Origin of the sequence: Pseudomonas sp. MM211 (assembly GCF_020386635.1) — a bacterium.
Classification (GTDB): domain Bacteria; phylum Pseudomonadota; class Gammaproteobacteria; order Pseudomonadales; family Pseudomonadaceae; genus Aquipseudomonas.
Genome location: NZ_CP081942.1, coordinates 5,088,378 through 5,105,377, shown reverse-complemented (window position 1 = coordinate 5,105,377; position 17,000 = coordinate 5,088,378). Strand labels below are relative to the sequence as shown.

Sequence of the window (17,000 nt, the reverse complement as noted above, 5' to 3'; positions counted from 1 at the left end):
GCCTTTTCAGGCCCCGTTTTCGTATTGCATCAGCGTGAGCCGATCACTGCCCAGGAACATCCTTGCGCAGTTTCACCGGGTCTACGTCGTCCTTGCCTTCTGCGCGGCGGCGGGCGCCACGCAGGCGGATGTTCAACGCTTCGACACCCAGCGAGAAGGCCATGGCGAAGTAGACGTAGCCTTTCGGTACGTGGACTTCGAAGCTCTCGGCGATCAGCACGGTACCGACCACGATGAGGAACGACAGGGCGAGAATCTTCAGGCTCGGGTGCTTCTCGATGAAGTCACTGATGGTGCCGGCGCAGATCATCATCACGATGACGGCAACGACGATGGCCGCGACCATGACCGGTACATGGGAAACCATGCCGACGGCGGTGATCACCGAGTCCAGCGAGAACACGATGTCGATGATGGCGATCTGAATGATGGTGCCGATGAAGTGCTTGGCCGCACCCTTTGGCGCTTCCACGTTCTCTTCTTCGCCTTCCAGGCTGTGATAGATCTCGCTGCTGCTCTTCCAGAGCAGGAACAGGCCACCGAAGAACAGGATCAGGTCACGGCCGGAAATGCCTTGGCCGAAGATGAAGAACAGATCCGCGGTGAGGCGCATGATCCAGGTGATGGAGAGCAGCAGCAGGATGCGCGTGACCATCGCCAGGGCCAGGCCGAAGAAGCGGGTGCGCGCTTGCAGGTGCTGCGGCATGCGGCTGACCAGAATTGCGATCATGATGATGTTGTCGATGCCCAGAACGATTTCCAGGGCAGTCAGAGTCAAGAAGGCAACCCAGATTTCCGGGTTGGTCAGCCATTCCATTAGATGTTCCTTGCAAGTGATTGGACGACTGGCGCGAAAACGCGGCCAGGGTGCCGAATTCTAGCGCCAGTCGTGTGAAAATTTCGTCAAAATGTGTGCGGATCAGCTACCGAATAGCGGAAATACGCCTAGCACCAAGGCTGCCGCCAGGATGGCCATGCAGATCAGTACCGCCCATTTCAGGGTGAAGCGCTGCAGGTCACCGAACTCGATCTTCGCCAGGCCGATCAGCAGGTAGGTCGAGGGAACCAGCGGGCTGAGCAAGTGCACCGGCTGGCCAACGATCGACGCCCGCGCCATCTCCACGGCGCTGATGCCGTAGCCCGACGCCGCCTGGTTGAGCACCGGCAGGATGCCGTAGTAGAAGGCGTCGTTGGACATGAAGAAGGTGAATGGCAGGCTCACCAGTGCGGTGATCACCGCCAGGTGTGGGCCCATTGCATCGGGGATCACGGCCAGCAGGCTTTTCGACATGGCGTCGACCATGCCGGTACCGGTGAGGATGCCGGTGAAGATGCCCGCGGCAAAGATCAGGCCGACTACCGCCAGGACGTTGCCGGCGTGGGCAGAGATACGATCCTTCTGCTGCTGCAGGCACGGGTAGTTGATGATCATCGCGATACTGAAGGCGATCATGAACAGCACGGGCATCGGCAGCAGGCCGGCGATCAGCGTGGTCATCAGGATCACGGTGAGGAGGGCGTTGATCAGAATCAGCTTCGGACGACGAGCTTCCGGGAACTGCGAAACGCTGATCTCGTCCTGGGTGATCTTGCCTTCCGGCAGTTGCAGCACGCCCAGGCGCTTGCGTTCACGCAGACCATAGTAGTAAGCCACGCCGAACAGCACGATGGCGCCAACGATCATGCCCGGAATCATCGGCACGAAGACGTCCGATGGATCGACGTGCAGGGCGCTGGCTGCGCGAGCGGTCGGGCCGCCCCACGGGGTCATGTTCATGATGCCGCCGGCCATGATGATCAGGCCGGCCATGATGGTCGGGCTCATCTTCAAACGGCTGTACAGCGGCAGCATGGCGCCAACGCAGATCATGTAGGTGGTCGAGCCGTCGCCGTCCAGGGAAACGATCAGGGCCAGGGCCACGGTACCGACAGCGACCTTCAGCGGGTCACCCTTGACCAGCTTGAGGATCAGGCGCACAGGCGGATCGAACAGACCCGAGTCGATCATGATGGCGAAGTAGAGGATGGCGAACATCAGCATCACGCCGGTAGGCGCGAGCTTGCTGATGCCTTCGAGCATCATCGGGCCGATCTGGGTGGCGAAACCACCGATCAGGGCGAAGATGATCGGGATGATGATCAGAGCGATGAGCGCCGATAGGCGTTTGCTCATGATCAGGTACATGAAAGTCGAAACCATGGCAAAGCCAAGGAAAGTCAGCATGGAGATTCTCCGGACGTGATTCGGCTACGGTGCGAAAAGGCGGTCAGCGTTAGCGACGGGGCGAACGGAGGGGGTGCAGCAGGCGTGGGGAGCTAGGGCGGAGCATGGTTAATCACCTGTTTTGTTCTTGTTGACGGCAGCTGCGGGCCTCTCTGGCGGCAGCTCATCGACCGATCTTTGTCGGTCAGTGGGCGGATGCTAGAGCACGAAGCTTTCAGCCAGCTTTCGCCAAATACAGGTAATTCTTGCTGCGCAGGGTGTTTGTTGAGGTGGCGATGCGGGCTGGTAAGCCCGCACTACCCGCCCGCTAGAGCAGGTGCTCCAGCAAATACAGCATGCCGACAAGTGAGGCGGCAGCCAGCAGATGCTGCAGGGTGATGATGCCGGCCATCAGATTTCCATCGCCGCCCAACTGGCGAGTGAGCACATAAGAGGTGGGGGCGGTGGGCAGCGCGAAGAACAGTACCAGCACGGTGCTTTCCATCGCCGGTAACTGCAGACCGTAAGCCACCGCGAAAGCCAGCAGCGGCATCAGCAACAAGCGCAGCAGGCTGTTCCAGGCCAAAGCCGGAACCTCGCCGCCCAGTTGTTCGGGTTTCAGTGCCGCACCGACACACAGCAAGCCCAAGGGCAGGCTGGCGGCAGCGAGCAGGCTGAGCAGACGGTCGCTGCCGCCCGGCAATCCGAGCCCACTGAGGTTGAGCAGAGCGCCGGCCAGGCAGGCGAGGATCAGCGGGTTGCGGATGATCGGCAACAGCAGGCTGCGTACGCCGACGCCACGCTCGGCGGTTAGCGACCACACCGACAGCACGTTGGCGGTCGGCACCATCAGCGCCAGCATCAACGCCGCCAGGGTCAGGCCCGGCTGGCCGAACAGGCTGCCCACCGCCGCCAGGCCCAGATAGGTGTTGAAGCGCAGAATGCCCTGGCTGAACGCGCCGAAGCGTGACGCCGGCCAGCCGCGTACACGGCGTACGATCAACAGCGCCAGCCAGGCGATACCCAGGCCGAGCAGCACGGCCAGCGCCAGCCGTGGTAGCTGCGGGTTGTCCAGCGGCGCGGTGGCCAGGCTGTTGAACAGCAGGGCGGGGAATAGAATGAAGTAGTTGAGGCGTTCGGCGCCAGGCCAGAAGGCTTCACTGGGAAAACCGCGACGGCGCAGTTCATAACCGGCAACGATCAGGGCGAAGAGTGGCCAGAGGGCCAGAAGCAGTTCGATCACGGGAGCCCCCGGTGGTGGTGAACGTGCATCTTCGCCAGTGCCGTAGCATCAGGCAAGCCGGATGCGTGCCCGATACCAACAGGCTTCAGGAGAGAACCATGAGCGATCTACATAGCGGTGGCTGCCAGTGCGGCGCATTGCGTTATCAGTTCCAGGCGCCATTGAGCGATATCGCCCATTGCCACTGCTCGATCTGCCGGCGTAGCACCGGCGGCATTCTGGTCACCTGGATCACCGTGCCCCTGGATCGCTTCACCTGGCTGCAGGGTGAAGCGGCGCGTTTCGACTCGTCGCCAACCTGCACACGGTATTTCTGCGCTCGGTGCGGTGGGCACCTTGCTTTGTTCACCACCCTGAGTCCGCAGTCGATGGATGTGACCATCGCGACGCTGGATCACCCGGAACAGGCGCCTGCGGATCGGCATATCTGGACGCAGAGCAAGTTGTCCTGGCTGCAAGTGGACACGCACTTGCCGGCAGAAACACAGGAGTGGATCGGCTGACTGAAAGCACCTAAAGAATGTTCGTGCCGAGCCGATGAACACTCCATCTGCCTTATCCAAATGCTTTTGTGTGCCGCATATACATGCGCCTACTCCTGCTCAACGCGCCGCCAATAAAAAGCGCGACGGCAGGCAATTGTTTTCGCTTCGTCAGGGAATACCAGCGAAGCAGATGAAATAGGTACTACACCGTGCTCAGAAATATCCCATTGAGCCTCAAGCTGTTGCTGATCCTCGCCTGTCCGGTACTCGGTTTTCTCTGGTTGGCTGCATTGCAGGTGGTGGGGAGCTATCAAACCCTGGAGGAAATGGATCGAACCCAGGAGGCCAGCGCTGCTGCTCAGAAGATCAGCCAGTTGATTACCGTGGTGCAGCGTGAGCGGGGTGCCAGTGGCGTGTTCCTCGGTAGCAAGGGCAAGAGCATGCAGGACGTTCTGCTACGCATGCGTGGGCAGACCGACACGGCGCTGGTTGAAGCACGTGCGTTATCCGGCAGCTCGGGCGCACAGCTCGATGAAGCGCTGGCTGCGTTGAGCGGCCTCGATGCGACCCGCGGGCAGATCGACAAGCTGGCGATCGACAACCGTGAGTCGGGGGCGCGTTATACCGCCATCATCCGTACCCTGATCGGCTACACCCACGGCCTTGAGCGCAGTGTCGACGATCCTTCGCTGGCCCGCGCACTGTCATCGCTCACCCAGTTCATCGAGATGAAAGAGCGGGCCGGGCGTGAACGCGCCATGCTCGGCGTGGTGTTCAATCAGGGCCGCTTCGACGCGGAACTGCTATCCACCTTCAGCCGTAACCTCGGTGAGTTCTCCGCGTACTCGGAAGGCTTCCGCCGCAATGCGTCCGCCGATTTCGTGCGCAAACTCGACGAGAAGATGCAGCAGCCCAGCGCACTGGAAGTTGCCCGGCTGCAGAAACTGGCCTTCGAAACGCCGCTTGGCCAGCCGCTGGGCGTCAAGGCCACCGACTGGTTTCAGACCTCCACCAACCGCATCGACCTGATGGGCGAAGTGGAGACCGAACTGGGCCAGAATGTCGGCATCCTGGCCGCCCAGGCCCGCGACAAGGCTGCCGGCGTACTGTGGATGACGGTGATCGGCGTGCTGGCGGCGCTGGCGGTGGTGGCCGTGCTGTCTTACCTGATCATCAGCAACATCAACTACGCCGTGCGCGAGGCGAACACCGCGCTGCTGGCCCTTTCGCAGCGTGATCTGACCGCACGCTCGGCCTATGTGGGCAAGGATGAGTTCGGTGAAATCACCCGCAACCTCAATATCATGGCCGAGGAGCTGACGCAGATCGTCCGGGAAATCGGCTCGGCTACCGCCCAGGTCGCGACGGCTGCCGAAGAGTGCTCGGCGGTCACCCTGCAGACCAGCAACAGCCTGGAACGTCAGCGCCAGGGCACCGAACTGGTGGTGACCGCCATCAACGAAATGAGCGCGACGGTTCGCGACGTGGCGCAGAGCACCAGTGATGCTGCGGAAATGTCCCGCCAGGTGAACCTCAACACCACCCAGGGCCGCCAGGAAATCGAACGCACTGTGGCGGTTATCCGCGAGCTCTCGACCCAGGCCGATGAGACGGCGCGGATCATTGGCGATCTGAAGCACGAGAGTGATTTGATCTCCAGCGTGCTCGACGTGATCCGTGGTATTGCCGATCAAACCAACCTGCTGGCCCTCAACGCAGCCATCGAAGCGGCGCGGGCCGGCGATCACGGTCGCGGCTTCGCGGTGGTTGCCTCCGAAGTGCGTACGCTAGCGCAGAAGACCCAAGAGTCCACCGGCAACATTCAGCAGATGATCGCCAATCTGCAGAAAGGCTCGGATCTCGCCACGCACTCCATGGAGGAGACTCTCGGCAAAGCGCGGGCTGGGGCGGCCAACATCGAGCGCGCCGGTGACCTGCTGGCCGATATCGCCGCCGGCGTCGCCGGTATCAACGACCGCAACATGCAGATCGCCACGGCTGCTGAAGAGCAGAGTGCGGTCGCCGAAGACATCAACCGTAACGTGGTCGAGATCAACGATGTCGCCATTCAAGTCAGTTCCGGTGCCGAACAAACCGCAGTCACCAGCCTGGAGCTGGCGCGGCTGGCCGAGCACCAGCAGAACCTGGTGAGCCGTTTCCGCCTGGAGTGACGGGAGCGCTGACGTTGCCTGCCCTGCAGGCAGCGTCATGGTTGGCGCTGCTGCCGCCAGTCGGCAGGGTGCGGATATTTATGAAATCTTGCTCATGGCCGCTGGTCAGAGCCTGACTCCTACTGCCCGGATCCATGCGATGCCACTGATAGTCATAGCCGAAGACGAACGCTCCATCAGAGAGCTCCTCGTGGAGATCTTCGAAGAAGAAGGTCACCAGGTGAAAGCCTTCCCCTGTGCCGATGACGCCTGGGAGTTCCTTTCCAGCAGCGATGGTCAGGTGCAGATGGTGCTGACCGACTTCAGCATGCCCGGCGACATCGACGGTATCTTTCTCGCTCACCTGATCCGCGACCGTTTCCCGGATCTGCCGATCATCATCTCTTCCGGTTTCCTGGAAGGAACGACCGATTTCGAAGGCCTGAACGTGGCGGTGATCCCCAAGCCGTGGACGGTCAACCAGCTCCTCGCCATGTGCGCAGCGATGATCCCCGAAAAAGCCCCCCAGGCTGGCATTCAGCCGGTTTGATGGTTTTTAGCGAAGGCTGCGCTGCCTCGCTGGCCGTCTCGTTATCCACGACTTCTCTCATGTGACTGCACAGAAACGTCGGCGGATATGTAAAATCGCCGCCCCGTTTTACTGCTGGAGATGTCACGTTGGCCATTCACTACTCGCCTTCCCCTGATGCTGTCGCTTGTGGCCGCACCGGCTCGAGCCTCAGCGCTACCCAGGATCAGGCGCAGGTTTCCTGCAAACTCTGCCTTCGCTCGCTCGAGAAGGATGCTGCCCCAGCCGAGGCCGTTAACCGCACGCCAACCCTGGCCGAGTTGCGTGCAGCTGCCCGCGCCGCCAAAGCGCCGGTCAAGCAAGCTGAGCCAGAATCTACCCTGAGCGTGCGGGAGGCATGGCGGCAGAAGCTGGAGCAGATTCCTGGCCGCAACCGGCTTCCACGCGGTGCCGCTCGTCAGGCGTACGTGTAATCTGCCGCGTTGCCAGAACCGTGAGGCGATTGCATTGCGGTTCTGGTTGTCTCAGCCCTTCGGTACTGTCGTACCTAAATTGATCTCGTTTCAATTCCCTCCTGGTCGACCCACTCCACCATTTACGCCTCTCAGCTTTAGGCAACTTCAGACAACTTCCTGTCGTTGATAAACGCGTCAATGCGCTTACGGAAATATTAAGTTTCTGCCAAGGAAACTTTGTTCGGATTGGAATAGGCAAGTTTACCTCTTAAATAAAACCATCAGTCGCTGGCGCATTTAAAATGCACTTGCGTCTTCATGTGTCGAAAATAGCTTCTTTCTCTCGTTGTTTTCTGAATAACCGCCGGCCAGTTGGCTGCCGACTATTCATGAGCCTCACTCATTAGGTCTTGCAGTATTTCGCTACTAATCACCTTCGCCAATAGCTGCTAGCTTTACCCGTTGTTCGCATGCCGCCTCTTCGCAGGCGAATAAGTTCGTATTCGCGAATACCTATTATTTGTTGGATGAAGCGGGCGCTAAAAACACTGAACCGAAGTGAGAGCCGCAGCTACCAAGTTCAATGCCTGGTGCATTGGCAATAAAACGAAATGAGTCGTGGCAGCCGCTGATGTTCAGCAGCTCGCCAACTTGAGCGACCTTGAGGTTACCGTGATGAAAGACCAGAAGACCTTGCAGAACCCGGTGGTTGAAGTGGATCCGGCCGCATTGGCGGTATCGCCCACGCGCCGCAGTTTTCTCAAATTCGGTGCCTCCGGCATCGCGGCGGCGACACTGTCCGGCCTGATTCCCGACAGCGCTCTGGCGACCGTCCAGAATGCCGTGCCCGGTATCGAGGACAAGTCGGCGCCCGGCGTCGGCGAACAGCGTATTCGGCTGGTCGTGAATGGTCAGGTGCACGCGCTGAACGTGCCGGCCAACGCTGTGTTACTCGATGTATTGCGTGACCGCCTGCAACTGACCGGCACCAAGAAGGGCTGTGATTACGGTCAATGCGGCGCCTGCACCCTGTTGGTCAATGACGTGGCGATCAATTCCTGCCTGTCCCTCGCTGTGCAGCATGACGGCGACAGCATCACCACCATCGAAGGCCTGGCCCAGGGCGATACCCTGCACCCGGTACAGGAAGCCTTCTGGGAGCACGACGCCTATCAGTGCGGCTACTGCACGTCCGGGCAGATCATGAGCGCCGTGGCGATTCTCAAGGATCCGAACATCCCCAGTGACGACGCTAGCGTTCGCGAAGCCATGAGCGGCAACATCTGCCGCTGCGGCGCCTACAAGAACATCCTCAGCGCGGTGCAGTCCGCACGGTCGAAGATGGGAGGGGCGGTCTGATGCGGACTTTCAATTTCGTGCGTGCCGAGTCTCCCGCACACGCCGTCGGTTCGATGACCGGCGACGAACCACGCTCTTACCTGGCAGGCGGCACCACGCTGCTCGACCTGGTCAAGCTGGACGTGATGAAGCCCGAGCAGATCGTCGACATCAACCACCTGCAACTGAAGCAGGTCGAGCGCCTGGCCGATGGCCGGCTGCGCGTCGGCGCGCTGGTCAGCAACACCGATCTGGCCAATCACCCGCTGGTGCGCGAGCACTATCCGGTGCTTTCCCAGGCCCTTCTGGCCGGTGCCTCAACGCAGTTGCGCAACAAGGCGACCACCGCCGGCAACGTCATGCAGCGGGTGCGCTGCAATTACTTCCGTGACGGTACCTCAGCCTGCAACAAGCGTGAGCCGGGTTCGGGTTGTGCGGCCATCGGCGGCTTGAATCGCAGCGTGCACGCAGTGCTGGGAACCAGCGAGCACTGCATCGCCACGCACCCGTCGGACATGTGCGTGGCTATCGCCGCCATCGGCGCACAGGTCACCGTGCGCGGCGCTGCTGGCGAGCGGCAAATCCCGTTTGGCGACTTCCACCTGCTGCCCGGTTCGACGCCGTGGCGCGAGCATGCGCTGGAACGCGGCGAGCTGATCACCCACGTGACGCTGGACGCGCCGCTTGCCGGCAGTCGATCCGCCTATCTCAAGCTGCGCGACCGTGCCTCCTATCAGTTCGCCCTGGCTTCCAGCGCGATCATCCTGGTAATCGACGGGCAGCGCATCGCCGACGCACGCGTCGCCCTCGGTGGCCTGGGCAGCAAGCCGTGGCGAGCCACGGAGGCCGAGCGGGCGCTTATCGGCCAGCGGGCCACCCCGGAGGCGTTCGCCCGGGCGGCCGAATTGGCGGTCAAAGGGGCGCGTGCTTACGAGCACAACGCTTTCAAGATTCCACTGGGGCAGCAGGTGGTTATGCGCAACCTGCGCGACCTTACGACTTAGACCCTATTCACGATCTGCTGCGCGTCGGCCCTACTGCGTTAAAAACAAGCTCGGAATGCTCATTTACAGCCGTAAACTCCGCTTCCTCGCTTATTTTCGCTTTGTATGGCTCTAGCTCGCTAGGTCGTGAAAGGCTCTTCAGGAGCTTATTCATGAGCGATAAAATCATCGGCGTCGCCCAGCGACGCGTAGAAGGTCGTCACAAGGTCAGTGGCGCGGCGTTGTATGCCGCGGATCATCATCTGGACGGTCAGCTTTACGCCTATGGCGTTTACAGCAGCATTTCCAGTGGGCGGATAGTGGCGGTTCACGACGAGCAGGCGCGGCGTATGCCCGGTGTCGTCGAGGTGCTGCACCACGGCAATTTCCCTCGCCTGCATCGCACGCCCAGTGGCGCCAAGAACCTGATCAAGAACATCCTCACTGCCAGCAAGGTGGATGAGCACCGGCTGCCCTTCGAGGACGACCGGGTCTACTATCCAGGGCAGTTCGTAGCCCTGGTGGTGGCCGAGAGTTTCGAGCAGGCGAGGGCGGCCGCCTATCAGGTGAACGTCGATTACCAGGCGGACGAGTCGATCAACAGCCTGCAGGATGCGCTGCGTACCCGTGGTGCCCGTGCCGGTGGTGGTGGCCACGAGCGTGGCGATCCCGAAGCGGGGTTTCAGCAGGCCGCGCACCGCATCGACGTGACCTACACCACGCCGGTGGAAACCCACAATCCCATGGAGATGCACGCCACCACCGCCCACTGGCGTGATGGTCGCCTCTTCGTCTACGAAAGCAGCCAGGGGGTGGTCAACCACCGCAACGTGCTGGCCAATGTCTTCGACTTGTCCACCGATCAGGTCGAGGTGCTGGCGCCCTACATCGGCTCCGGTTTCGGCGCCAAGCTGTGGCCCTGGCCGCACTCCATCGCCGCCTGCGCGGCTGCCAGGGTCACCAAGCGGCCGGTGCAACTGATGTTGCCGCGCGAGCAGATGTTCACCACCGTTGGCCATCGCCCGGAAACCCGCCAGCGGATGCGCCTGGCTACCGATGGCGAAGGCAAGTTGCTGTCCATCCGTCACGAGTCCTACAACAGCACCTCGACCCTGGATAACTACACCGAGACGTGCGGCGGGGTGACCAAGAGTCTGTATTCCTGCCCGAACGTGCTGGTCAGCCACAGCATGGGCCAGGTGAATCGCGGTACGCCGACCTCCATGCGTGCGCCCGGTGCGGCCCCCGGGTTGTTCGCCCTGGAATCGGCCATCGATGAGATCGCCCTGGCAAGCGGCGTCGACCCGTTGGTGTTCCGCCAGAACAACCTGGCCAGCAAAGATGAAAGCACTGACTTGCCGTGGTCCAGCAATCACCTGCCCGAAGCCATCGAGAAGGCTGCCGAGCGCTTTGGCTGGCATCAGCGTAATGCTGCCGTCGGCGCCATGCGCGAAGGCGACGAGCTGATCGGCTACGGCGTGGGCGCCTGCAACTGGGAGGCTTTTCAGGTGGCGACCGATGCGCGGGTGATCCTCCGCGCCGATGGTCGCGCGCTGGTGCAGTGCGGCTTGCAAGACATCGGCACCGGCACCTACACCATCATCGCGCAGACCGTCGCCGAATTGACTGGCTTGCCGATGGATCGTGTCGAGGTGCAATTGGGCAACTCGTCGTTCCCGCCTGGCGCCCTGTCCGGTGGCTCTTGGGTGACGGCCAGCCTGATGCCTGCCGTCGCCGGTGCGACTCGCCAGGCGCTGGACAAGTTGCGCGAGTATGCGGTGATGAACAATGGCCCCTTCGCCGGCCAGGATCCACAGAGCCTGGAACTGGGTGCAAGCGGGCAACTGAGCAAGGGCGGCGTGAACGCCAGCTTTGCCGATGTACTGACCCGCCAGCGCCTGTCACGGGCCGAGGCGACCTACCACAGCGGTGCCTCGGAGAACGACAAGTACTCCTTCCGCTCCTTTGGCGTGCACTTCGTCGAAGTGCGCTGGGATCCAGGCATCTCGCGTCTGCGCGTTGCACGGGTGGTCAGCGCCATCGACGTCGGCAAGGTGGTCAACCCGCTGGCGGCGCGCAATCAGGTCGAGGGCGCGATCATCATGGGCATCGGCATGGCGCTGTTCGAGGCGGCCGAGTACGACCCGCGCAATGGCTTGCCGGTGAACAACAACTTCGCCGAGTACATGGTGCCCGTGCATGGCGACCAGCCGGATATCGACGTGCTGCTGCTCGACTATCCGGATTACCAGCTTGGCGAATTCGGCGCACGGGGCATTGGCGAGATCGGCGTGACGGGGCTCGCAGCCGCCGTCGCCAACGCGGTCTACCACGCCACCGGGCAGCGTATTCGCAGCCTGCCGATCACCAAGGAAAAATTGATGGCCACCCGGTAATCGGGGGCGTGAACGAGCGCAGGCCGTCAAACGAGTGGCCTGCGTTGCCTGGGTTGAGGTGGCGAGGTGGTGTTGATGAAGCAACTTGACCTGCAGGTAATTCAGCAGGCTCGTGCCTGGTTGGCAGAGGGGCAACCGATCTGGTTGTGCACCGTGCTGTCGACCTTTGGTTCTGCTCCCCGCGCGCCGGGTGCGATGCTGGTGGCGTTGCCTAACGGTTCATTCTGCGGGTCACTGTCTGGCGGCTGCGTGGAGGAAGATTTTCTCGAGCGGGTGGCGAGCGGTTCGTTCGCCACCCGCAATCAGGTGGTGCGCTACGGCGAGGGCGGATTGACGCCAACCCGTGCGTTGCCCTGTGGCGGCGTGCTCGATGTACTGGTCGAGTACATCGAGCCTGGTGCTATCGCCGAGGCGATGCTGGCGCAGGTCGAGCATGCTCTCGGCGGCGGTGAACTGCTGATCCGCGACGTGCCGTTGGGCAATGGGGTCGGCGAGTGCCGGCCGGGCAGCATGAGCGATGCGAAGATCCAGCGCGGCGAGGAACATGTGTCGATCCGCATGGGTGCCGTGCTGCGGGTGATCCTCGCGGGTTGGTCACCGGTCGCCGAGTTCTGCGCCAGCTTCGCGCTGTCCCTCGGTTACGAGGTGATCCTCTGCGATCCGCGGCCCGAGGTGATCGCTGAAGTGACCCTGCCAGGCATGCAGGTACTCGAACTGCTGCCGGCACGTTTTATCGCCGAGCAGGGCGCCCATCGCGCCACCGCAGTGCTGGCCCTGACCCATGATCCGCGTATGGACGATCTGACGCTTATCGAAGCCGTGCGTACCGACGCCTTCTATATCGGCGCCATGGGCTCGCAGCGCACCAGCGGTAAACGTATGGAGCGTTTGGCACGCCTTGGCGGGCTGACGCCTGAGCAGATGCAGCGAATTCACGCTCCGATCGGCCTGCAACTGGGCAGCAAGTCACCGGCTGAAATCGCCCTGGCGACCATGGCCGATGTGCTACGGGTCGCCAACGGTATCGACCGGGGGGCGCTGTAGGCATGCAGTCGAACGCCCCCGTGGTGATCGTGCTGGCGGCGGGTCGCGGCTCGCGCTTCCGTGCTTCTGGTGGCGCAGTGAGCAAGCTGCAGGCCGATCTACACGGCAAGCCGGTTCTCGACCATGTGCTGGCAGCGGTCGAACGCTCAGGGCTCGCCGTTCACGTGGTACACAGCGCCCGTGGTGATGGCATGGCCGATTCGATTGCCGAAGGCGTGCGGGCTACCGCAGGTGCTTCGGGCTGGCTAGTGCTGCCGGGCGATCTGCCGCTGGTGACTGCGCAGAGCATCAGCAGCGTGGCTGCTGCCCTGGCGGACAGTCCCGTGGTGGTGCCGGTCTTCGATGGCGCCAAAGGCCATCCGGTGGGGTTCTCTCGCGAGTGCTTCGACGAGCTGGCTTTGCTCAGCGGCGAGGCGGGCGGGGCATCCGTCGTGCAGCGCTACCGTGCTGCGGGGCGTGCTATGCAACTGCCGCTCGATGATCCGGGCATCCTCACGGACATCGATACGCTCGAAGATCTGCAGCGAGTACGCCGTCTGCTCGAATAGTGCTTCTGGCCAGCAAGCGTGATCAGCAAACGACGACCCGAGGGTCGTCGTTTGCTTTTGGCTGCCTTACAGAATGCTCAGCGGGTATTCGACGAAGGCGCGAATCTCGTTGAGATCCGGGCCAACATCATTGCTGGAGCGGTAGATGGAGTTGCGCAGGCGCAGGGAGAGGTCTTTGACCGCACCGTTCTGCACGGTGTAGCTGACCTGGTTGAACAGCTCGCGCTCCTTGCCTTCCTTGTCGCCACCGGTGTCGATGTTGTCGCCACGCACATAGGCGAACTTGTAGCGCAGGCCCGGTACGCCATAGCCGGCGAAGTCCAGCTCGTAGCTGGCCTGCCAGGAGCGTTCGTCCTTCAGGTTGAAGTCCGAGTAGTAGGAGTTGGCCAGATAGACGCTGCTGCCGCCATCGCCGTAATCATAGGCATAGCCGGCGTCGCCGCTGCTTCGCTGGTGGGCGATGATGAAGGCGTGGTAACCGACGCTGTACTTGGCCGCCAGGCTCCAGATGTTGTTGCGGTCGTTACGGCCGTCGCCGCCGAAGTCCAGCGCTGCGTCCGAGTTGTCATCGTAGTCGGTGCGGTACAGGTTGAAATCGAAATTGAGCGCCTGGGTGTCGCTCAGCTCGGTGGTGTAGTTGAGGTTGGCGTAGTACTTCTCGTAAACGTCCTCCACGTCCGAGTGATACAGCGCGGCGCTCAGGTTGTCGGTGAAGGCGTAGCTGCCACCCAGTACATCGATGTTCTTCAGGCGGTTGGCATCCCGTGCCGGATCGCCCATGGGGCTGTCGGCAGTGAAACGACCGGCATTCAGTTCGAGGCCCTGCACTTCGTTGCTGGTGACCAATGTGCCGGTGAACGATTGCGGGAGCAGGCGGCTGTCGTCATGGGCCAGCACAGGCAGCGACGGGAACTGGTTGCCGTAACGGACTACCGTATTGGAGAAGCGCAGCTTGACCGCCGCCCCAGCCTGGGAAAGGTCGTCGACCGGGCGGCCATCGCCGTCGGTATCGAAGAACGCGCTGTAATTGCGGCCTCGGCCGCTGTCGAGCTTGACCCCGAGTAGACCGAAGGCATCGACACCCACGCCGACGGTACCCTGGGTAAAGCCGGACTCGAAGGTGGTGATGAAGCCCTGGCCCCACACCTTGGCGTCGGCGGCGTTGTTCTTGAAATCGCGGTTGAAGTACGCATTGCGCAGCAGCAATTTCAGGCTGCTGTCGGCGATGAATCCGTTGGATTCGGATTGCTCACTGGCCTGTGCCAGTGGAATGCCTGCTGCCAGACACGCACAGGCGAGTGCGAGTTTCTTGTGTTTGAACATGGATGCTCCTAGTCGATTGGCAGGTGTTGAAGTATTGATTCACCAATGTCACAACATAATTATTATGTGCGCTGGATATACCAGCGCAGTGCGATAGTTATCATCGGCGTTGGCGCATGAGCCAACCACAGGAGTCGATTATTACTATCGATGGAAATGATGCGTAGCGGCAGGGGTTTACCTATAGCATTCGAGGCGATGAACTCATAACCATTGGCTCCGAGAGTAGCCGGTGGTCTCTCCAGTTCATCATCCTTTGGTTTCCGCCTCACTATGAGGCGGTTTTTTTTGCCCGTAGAAAAGTACTTTGAATTGAAGCGGTAAGTTTGTTTTGTGCTGTTTTTCATTGGAATGGGCAATATGCTTTGGGCTCATTCGTGGTAAGGCGCGATATTGATAGTTGGATATTGTTATTGATGACTTCTGCTCATAAGGGTATTCGTTTATTGATACTTTATTTACGCCGAATTTATCTTTATAGATTGTCTGTTTGCCGGCGGGCACAAGTCAGCGCGTCGTCGCTTTTTCCTGTCGCAAAGGCTTACAGGAAAACGCGGCACCCCGTTGCGCTGTCGAGGTCACATGAGGCCGCAGCCGATTCACCTCCTGAACAAGCGAGATAAACCGTGTTTCACCTGATCACGGGCCTCATAGCCCTGTATGTATTCTGGCGAATGATCTGCATCCAGCGCTGGTCGCGCCCCGTCAAAGGCGTGGCGGGCGTTCTGATCCTGCTGGTCGCCGAGCACCATCTGATCACCCGTACCTTTTTCGGCAGCATGGCCTCCCCGGAAATTCCGGGCGAGATACTGATGTTGCTGGGCTGGGCATTCGGTGCGCTGATTGTCAGCGCGTTGGTGCTTCTGGTGCTGGATTTCACTGCGCTGGTTTTCGCACGGGCTGGCTCCGTCGGCAGTGCCGTCAAGGCGCCCGGGTTACGGGCAGGCGTCGGCTTGGCTGCCATGTTGCTGACGGCGCTGGGCGTCTGGCAGGCGGTGCGAGTGCCGGATGTACGCGACGTCGAGATCGAGCTGGCGCGGTTGCCGGCCGAGCTGGATGGCCTGCAGTTGGTGCAGCTCACCGATCTGCACGCCAGTCGCCTGCTGCAGCGCCCGTGGATGGAAGCGGTGGTCGCCAAGGCCAACGCGCTGCAGCCGGATCTGATGGTGATCACCGGCGATCTGGTCGATGGCACCGTCGCTGCCCGTGAGCAGGATGTCGAGCCGCTGCGTGATCTGCGCGCACGGCTCGGTGTGTACGCGATTCCCGGCAACCACGAGTACTACGCGGAGTATCAGAACTGGCTTGGCCACTTCGAATCCCTGGGGCTGCCCATGTTGCTCAACGAGCACGTGACCATCGAGGACGCGGGTGCCAGCCTGGTGCTGGCCGGCATCACCGATCCGGCCGCCAGCCGTTTTGGTCAGCCGCTGCCTGACATCGAAGCCGCGCTCGCCGGGGTTCCCCCGGAGGCGGCGGTGATCCTGCTTAGCCATCGGCCACTGGCGGCTGCGGGCAATGCCCTCGCCGGTGCCGATCTGCAGTTGTCCGGTCACACCCACGGCGGTCAGGTACTGGGCATGCACTGGGTCACCCAGGCGTTCAACGAGGGCTATGTGTCCGGGGAATACGCAGTGGGTGACATGCGTTTGTACGTCAGCAATGGCGCGGGGCTGTGGAATGGCTTCCCGCTGCGCCTGGGCAAACCTTCGGAGATCACCCGCATCACTTTGCGTGCAGCCAAAGGCTAGCTTCGGCTGAGGAGCGAACCGTCGGTAACGACGGTTCGCTCGGCTGCCTCACTGCGCCGAAGCGGCCTGTGGCGGCGCTGCGTACTGCTCGTCCGAGACCTTTTCCATCCAGTCGGCAGCCTTGCCGTCCAGCTGCTCGGCAATGGCGATATGGCTCATCGCCGTGGTCGCGGTCGCGCCATGCCAGTGTTTGACCCCCGGCGCGATCCACACGGTATCGCCCGGGCGGATTTCCCGGCGCGGGCCATTCCAGTTCTGCACGTAGCCCACGCCGCTGACCACGATCAGCGTCTGCCCAAGCGGATGGCTGTGCCAGGCAGTGCGCGCACCCGGCTCGAAGGTGACCGTGCCGCCACTGACCCGTGCAGCATCGCTGCCCTTGAACGGCGCATCCAGGCGGACGTTGCCGGTGAAGTATTCGGCGGGCACCTGCACGGACGGCTGTTCGCCGGCTCGTGCGATGCGGATATCGGTGGGTTCTTGCGCCTCGCTGAGGCTGCCCAGCGATAGCGCGGCAGCTGTCACGAACGCTTTGGTTCGACGTGCACTCAT

15 protein-coding genes are annotated in these 17,000 nt (G+C 61.7%); 10 read left to right on the top strand and 5 right to left on the bottom strand.

Annotated features, from left to right (window positions below; translation table 11 throughout):
• Positions 1–43 precede the first annotated feature (43 nt).
• The 3 genes from K5Q02_RS23450 to K5Q02_RS23440 all read right to left on the bottom strand — a co-directional run bounded on the left by K5Q02_RS23450 (position 44) and on the right by K5Q02_RS23440 (position 3,446).
• Positions 44–817: a TerC family protein gene (locus K5Q02_RS23450; protein ID WP_225834899.1), complete on the bottom strand. Its 774-nt coding sequence runs from the start codon at positions 815–817 to the stop codon at positions 44–46.
• Between the two features lie 102 nt (positions 818–919).
• A complete protein-coding gene (locus K5Q02_RS23445; protein WP_225834897.1) occupies positions 920–2,224 on the bottom strand; it encodes a CitMHS family transporter in 1,305 nt (434 codons plus the stop codon).
• 307 nt (positions 2,225–2,531) lie between these two features.
• A complete protein-coding gene (locus K5Q02_RS23440) occupies positions 2,532–3,446 on the bottom strand; it encodes an AEC family transporter (protein WP_225834890.1) in 915 nt (304 codons plus the stop codon).
• Positions 3,447–3,544: 98 nt separating this feature from the next.
• On the opposite strand from K5Q02_RS23440, the gene K5Q02_RS23435 reads away from it, so the two are divergent.
• From K5Q02_RS23435 to K5Q02_RS23395, 9 genes are all read left to right on the top strand, one after another.
• Positions 3,545–3,949: a GFA family protein gene (locus K5Q02_RS23435; RefSeq protein ID WP_225834887.1), complete on the top strand. Its 405-nt coding sequence runs from the start codon at positions 3,545–3,547 to the stop codon at positions 3,947–3,949.
• Positions 3,950–4,140: 191 nt separating this feature from the next.
• Positions 4,141–6,102 (top strand): methyl-accepting chemotaxis protein, encoded by a 1,962-nt coding sequence (locus tag K5Q02_RS23430; protein WP_225834885.1) that lies wholly within the window; start codon positions 4,141–4,143, stop codon positions 6,100–6,102.
• A 139-nt stretch (positions 6,103–6,241) separates the two neighbouring features.
• On the top strand, positions 6,242–6,631 hold the full coding sequence (locus K5Q02_RS23425; RefSeq protein ID WP_225834883.1) for a response regulator: 390 nt from the start codon (positions 6,242–6,244) through the stop codon (positions 6,629–6,631).
• 128 nt (positions 6,632–6,759) lie between these two features.
• The gene (locus K5Q02_RS23420; RefSeq protein ID WP_225834881.1) at positions 6,760–7,083 is read left to right on the top strand and encodes a hypothetical protein; all 324 of its coding nucleotides are present in this window, start codon (positions 6,760–6,762) and stop codon (positions 7,081–7,083) included.
• Positions 7,084–7,740: 657 nt separating this feature from the next.
• Positions 7,741–8,424 (top strand): (2Fe-2S)-binding protein, encoded by a 684-nt coding sequence (locus tag K5Q02_RS23415; RefSeq protein WP_225839848.1) that lies wholly within the window; start codon positions 7,741–7,743, stop codon positions 8,422–8,424.
• Positions 8,424–9,407, top strand: a complete 984-nt coding sequence (locus tag K5Q02_RS23410) for an FAD binding domain-containing protein (RefSeq protein ID WP_225834879.1) — start codon at positions 8,424–8,426, stop codon at positions 9,405–9,407. The genes K5Q02_RS23415 and K5Q02_RS23410 overlap by 1 nt, the downstream gene beginning before the upstream one ends.
• Positions 9,408–9,559: 152 nt before the next feature.
• Positions 9,560–11,782 (top strand): xanthine dehydrogenase family protein molybdopterin-binding subunit, encoded by a 2,223-nt coding sequence (locus K5Q02_RS23405; RefSeq protein ID WP_225834877.1) that lies wholly within the window; start codon positions 9,560–9,562, stop codon positions 11,780–11,782.
• Between the two features lie 75 nt (positions 11,783–11,857).
• Positions 11,858–12,826, top strand: coding sequence for an XdhC family protein (locus tag K5Q02_RS23400; protein WP_225834875.1), 969 nt, complete (start codon positions 11,858–11,860; stop codon positions 12,824–12,826).
• Positions 12,827–12,828: 2 nt separating this feature from the next.
• Positions 12,829–13,374 (top strand): nucleotidyltransferase family protein, encoded by a 546-nt coding sequence (locus K5Q02_RS23395; RefSeq protein ID WP_225834873.1) that lies wholly within the window; start codon positions 12,829–12,831, stop codon positions 13,372–13,374.
• A gap of 66 nt (positions 13,375–13,440) precedes the next feature.
• On the opposite strand, the gene K5Q02_RS23390 is transcribed toward K5Q02_RS23395, so the two are convergent.
• On the bottom strand, positions 13,441–14,697 hold the full coding sequence (locus tag K5Q02_RS23390; RefSeq protein ID WP_225834871.1) for an OprD family porin: 1,257 nt from the start codon (positions 14,695–14,697) through the stop codon (positions 13,441–13,443).
• 626 nt (positions 14,698–15,323) lie between these two features.
• On the opposite strand from K5Q02_RS23390, the gene K5Q02_RS23385 reads away from it, so the two are divergent.
• Positions 15,324–16,448, top strand: coding sequence for a metallophosphoesterase (locus K5Q02_RS23385; protein ID WP_225834869.1), 1,125 nt, complete (start codon positions 15,324–15,326; stop codon positions 16,446–16,448).
• A 48-nt stretch (positions 16,449–16,496) separates the two neighbouring features.
• Here K5Q02_RS23385 and K5Q02_RS23380 read toward each other — a convergent pair whose 3' ends face one another.
• Entirely contained in the window at positions 16,497–17,000 is a 504-nt protein-coding gene (locus K5Q02_RS23380) for a (R)-mandelonitrile lyase (protein WP_225834866.1), read from the bottom strand.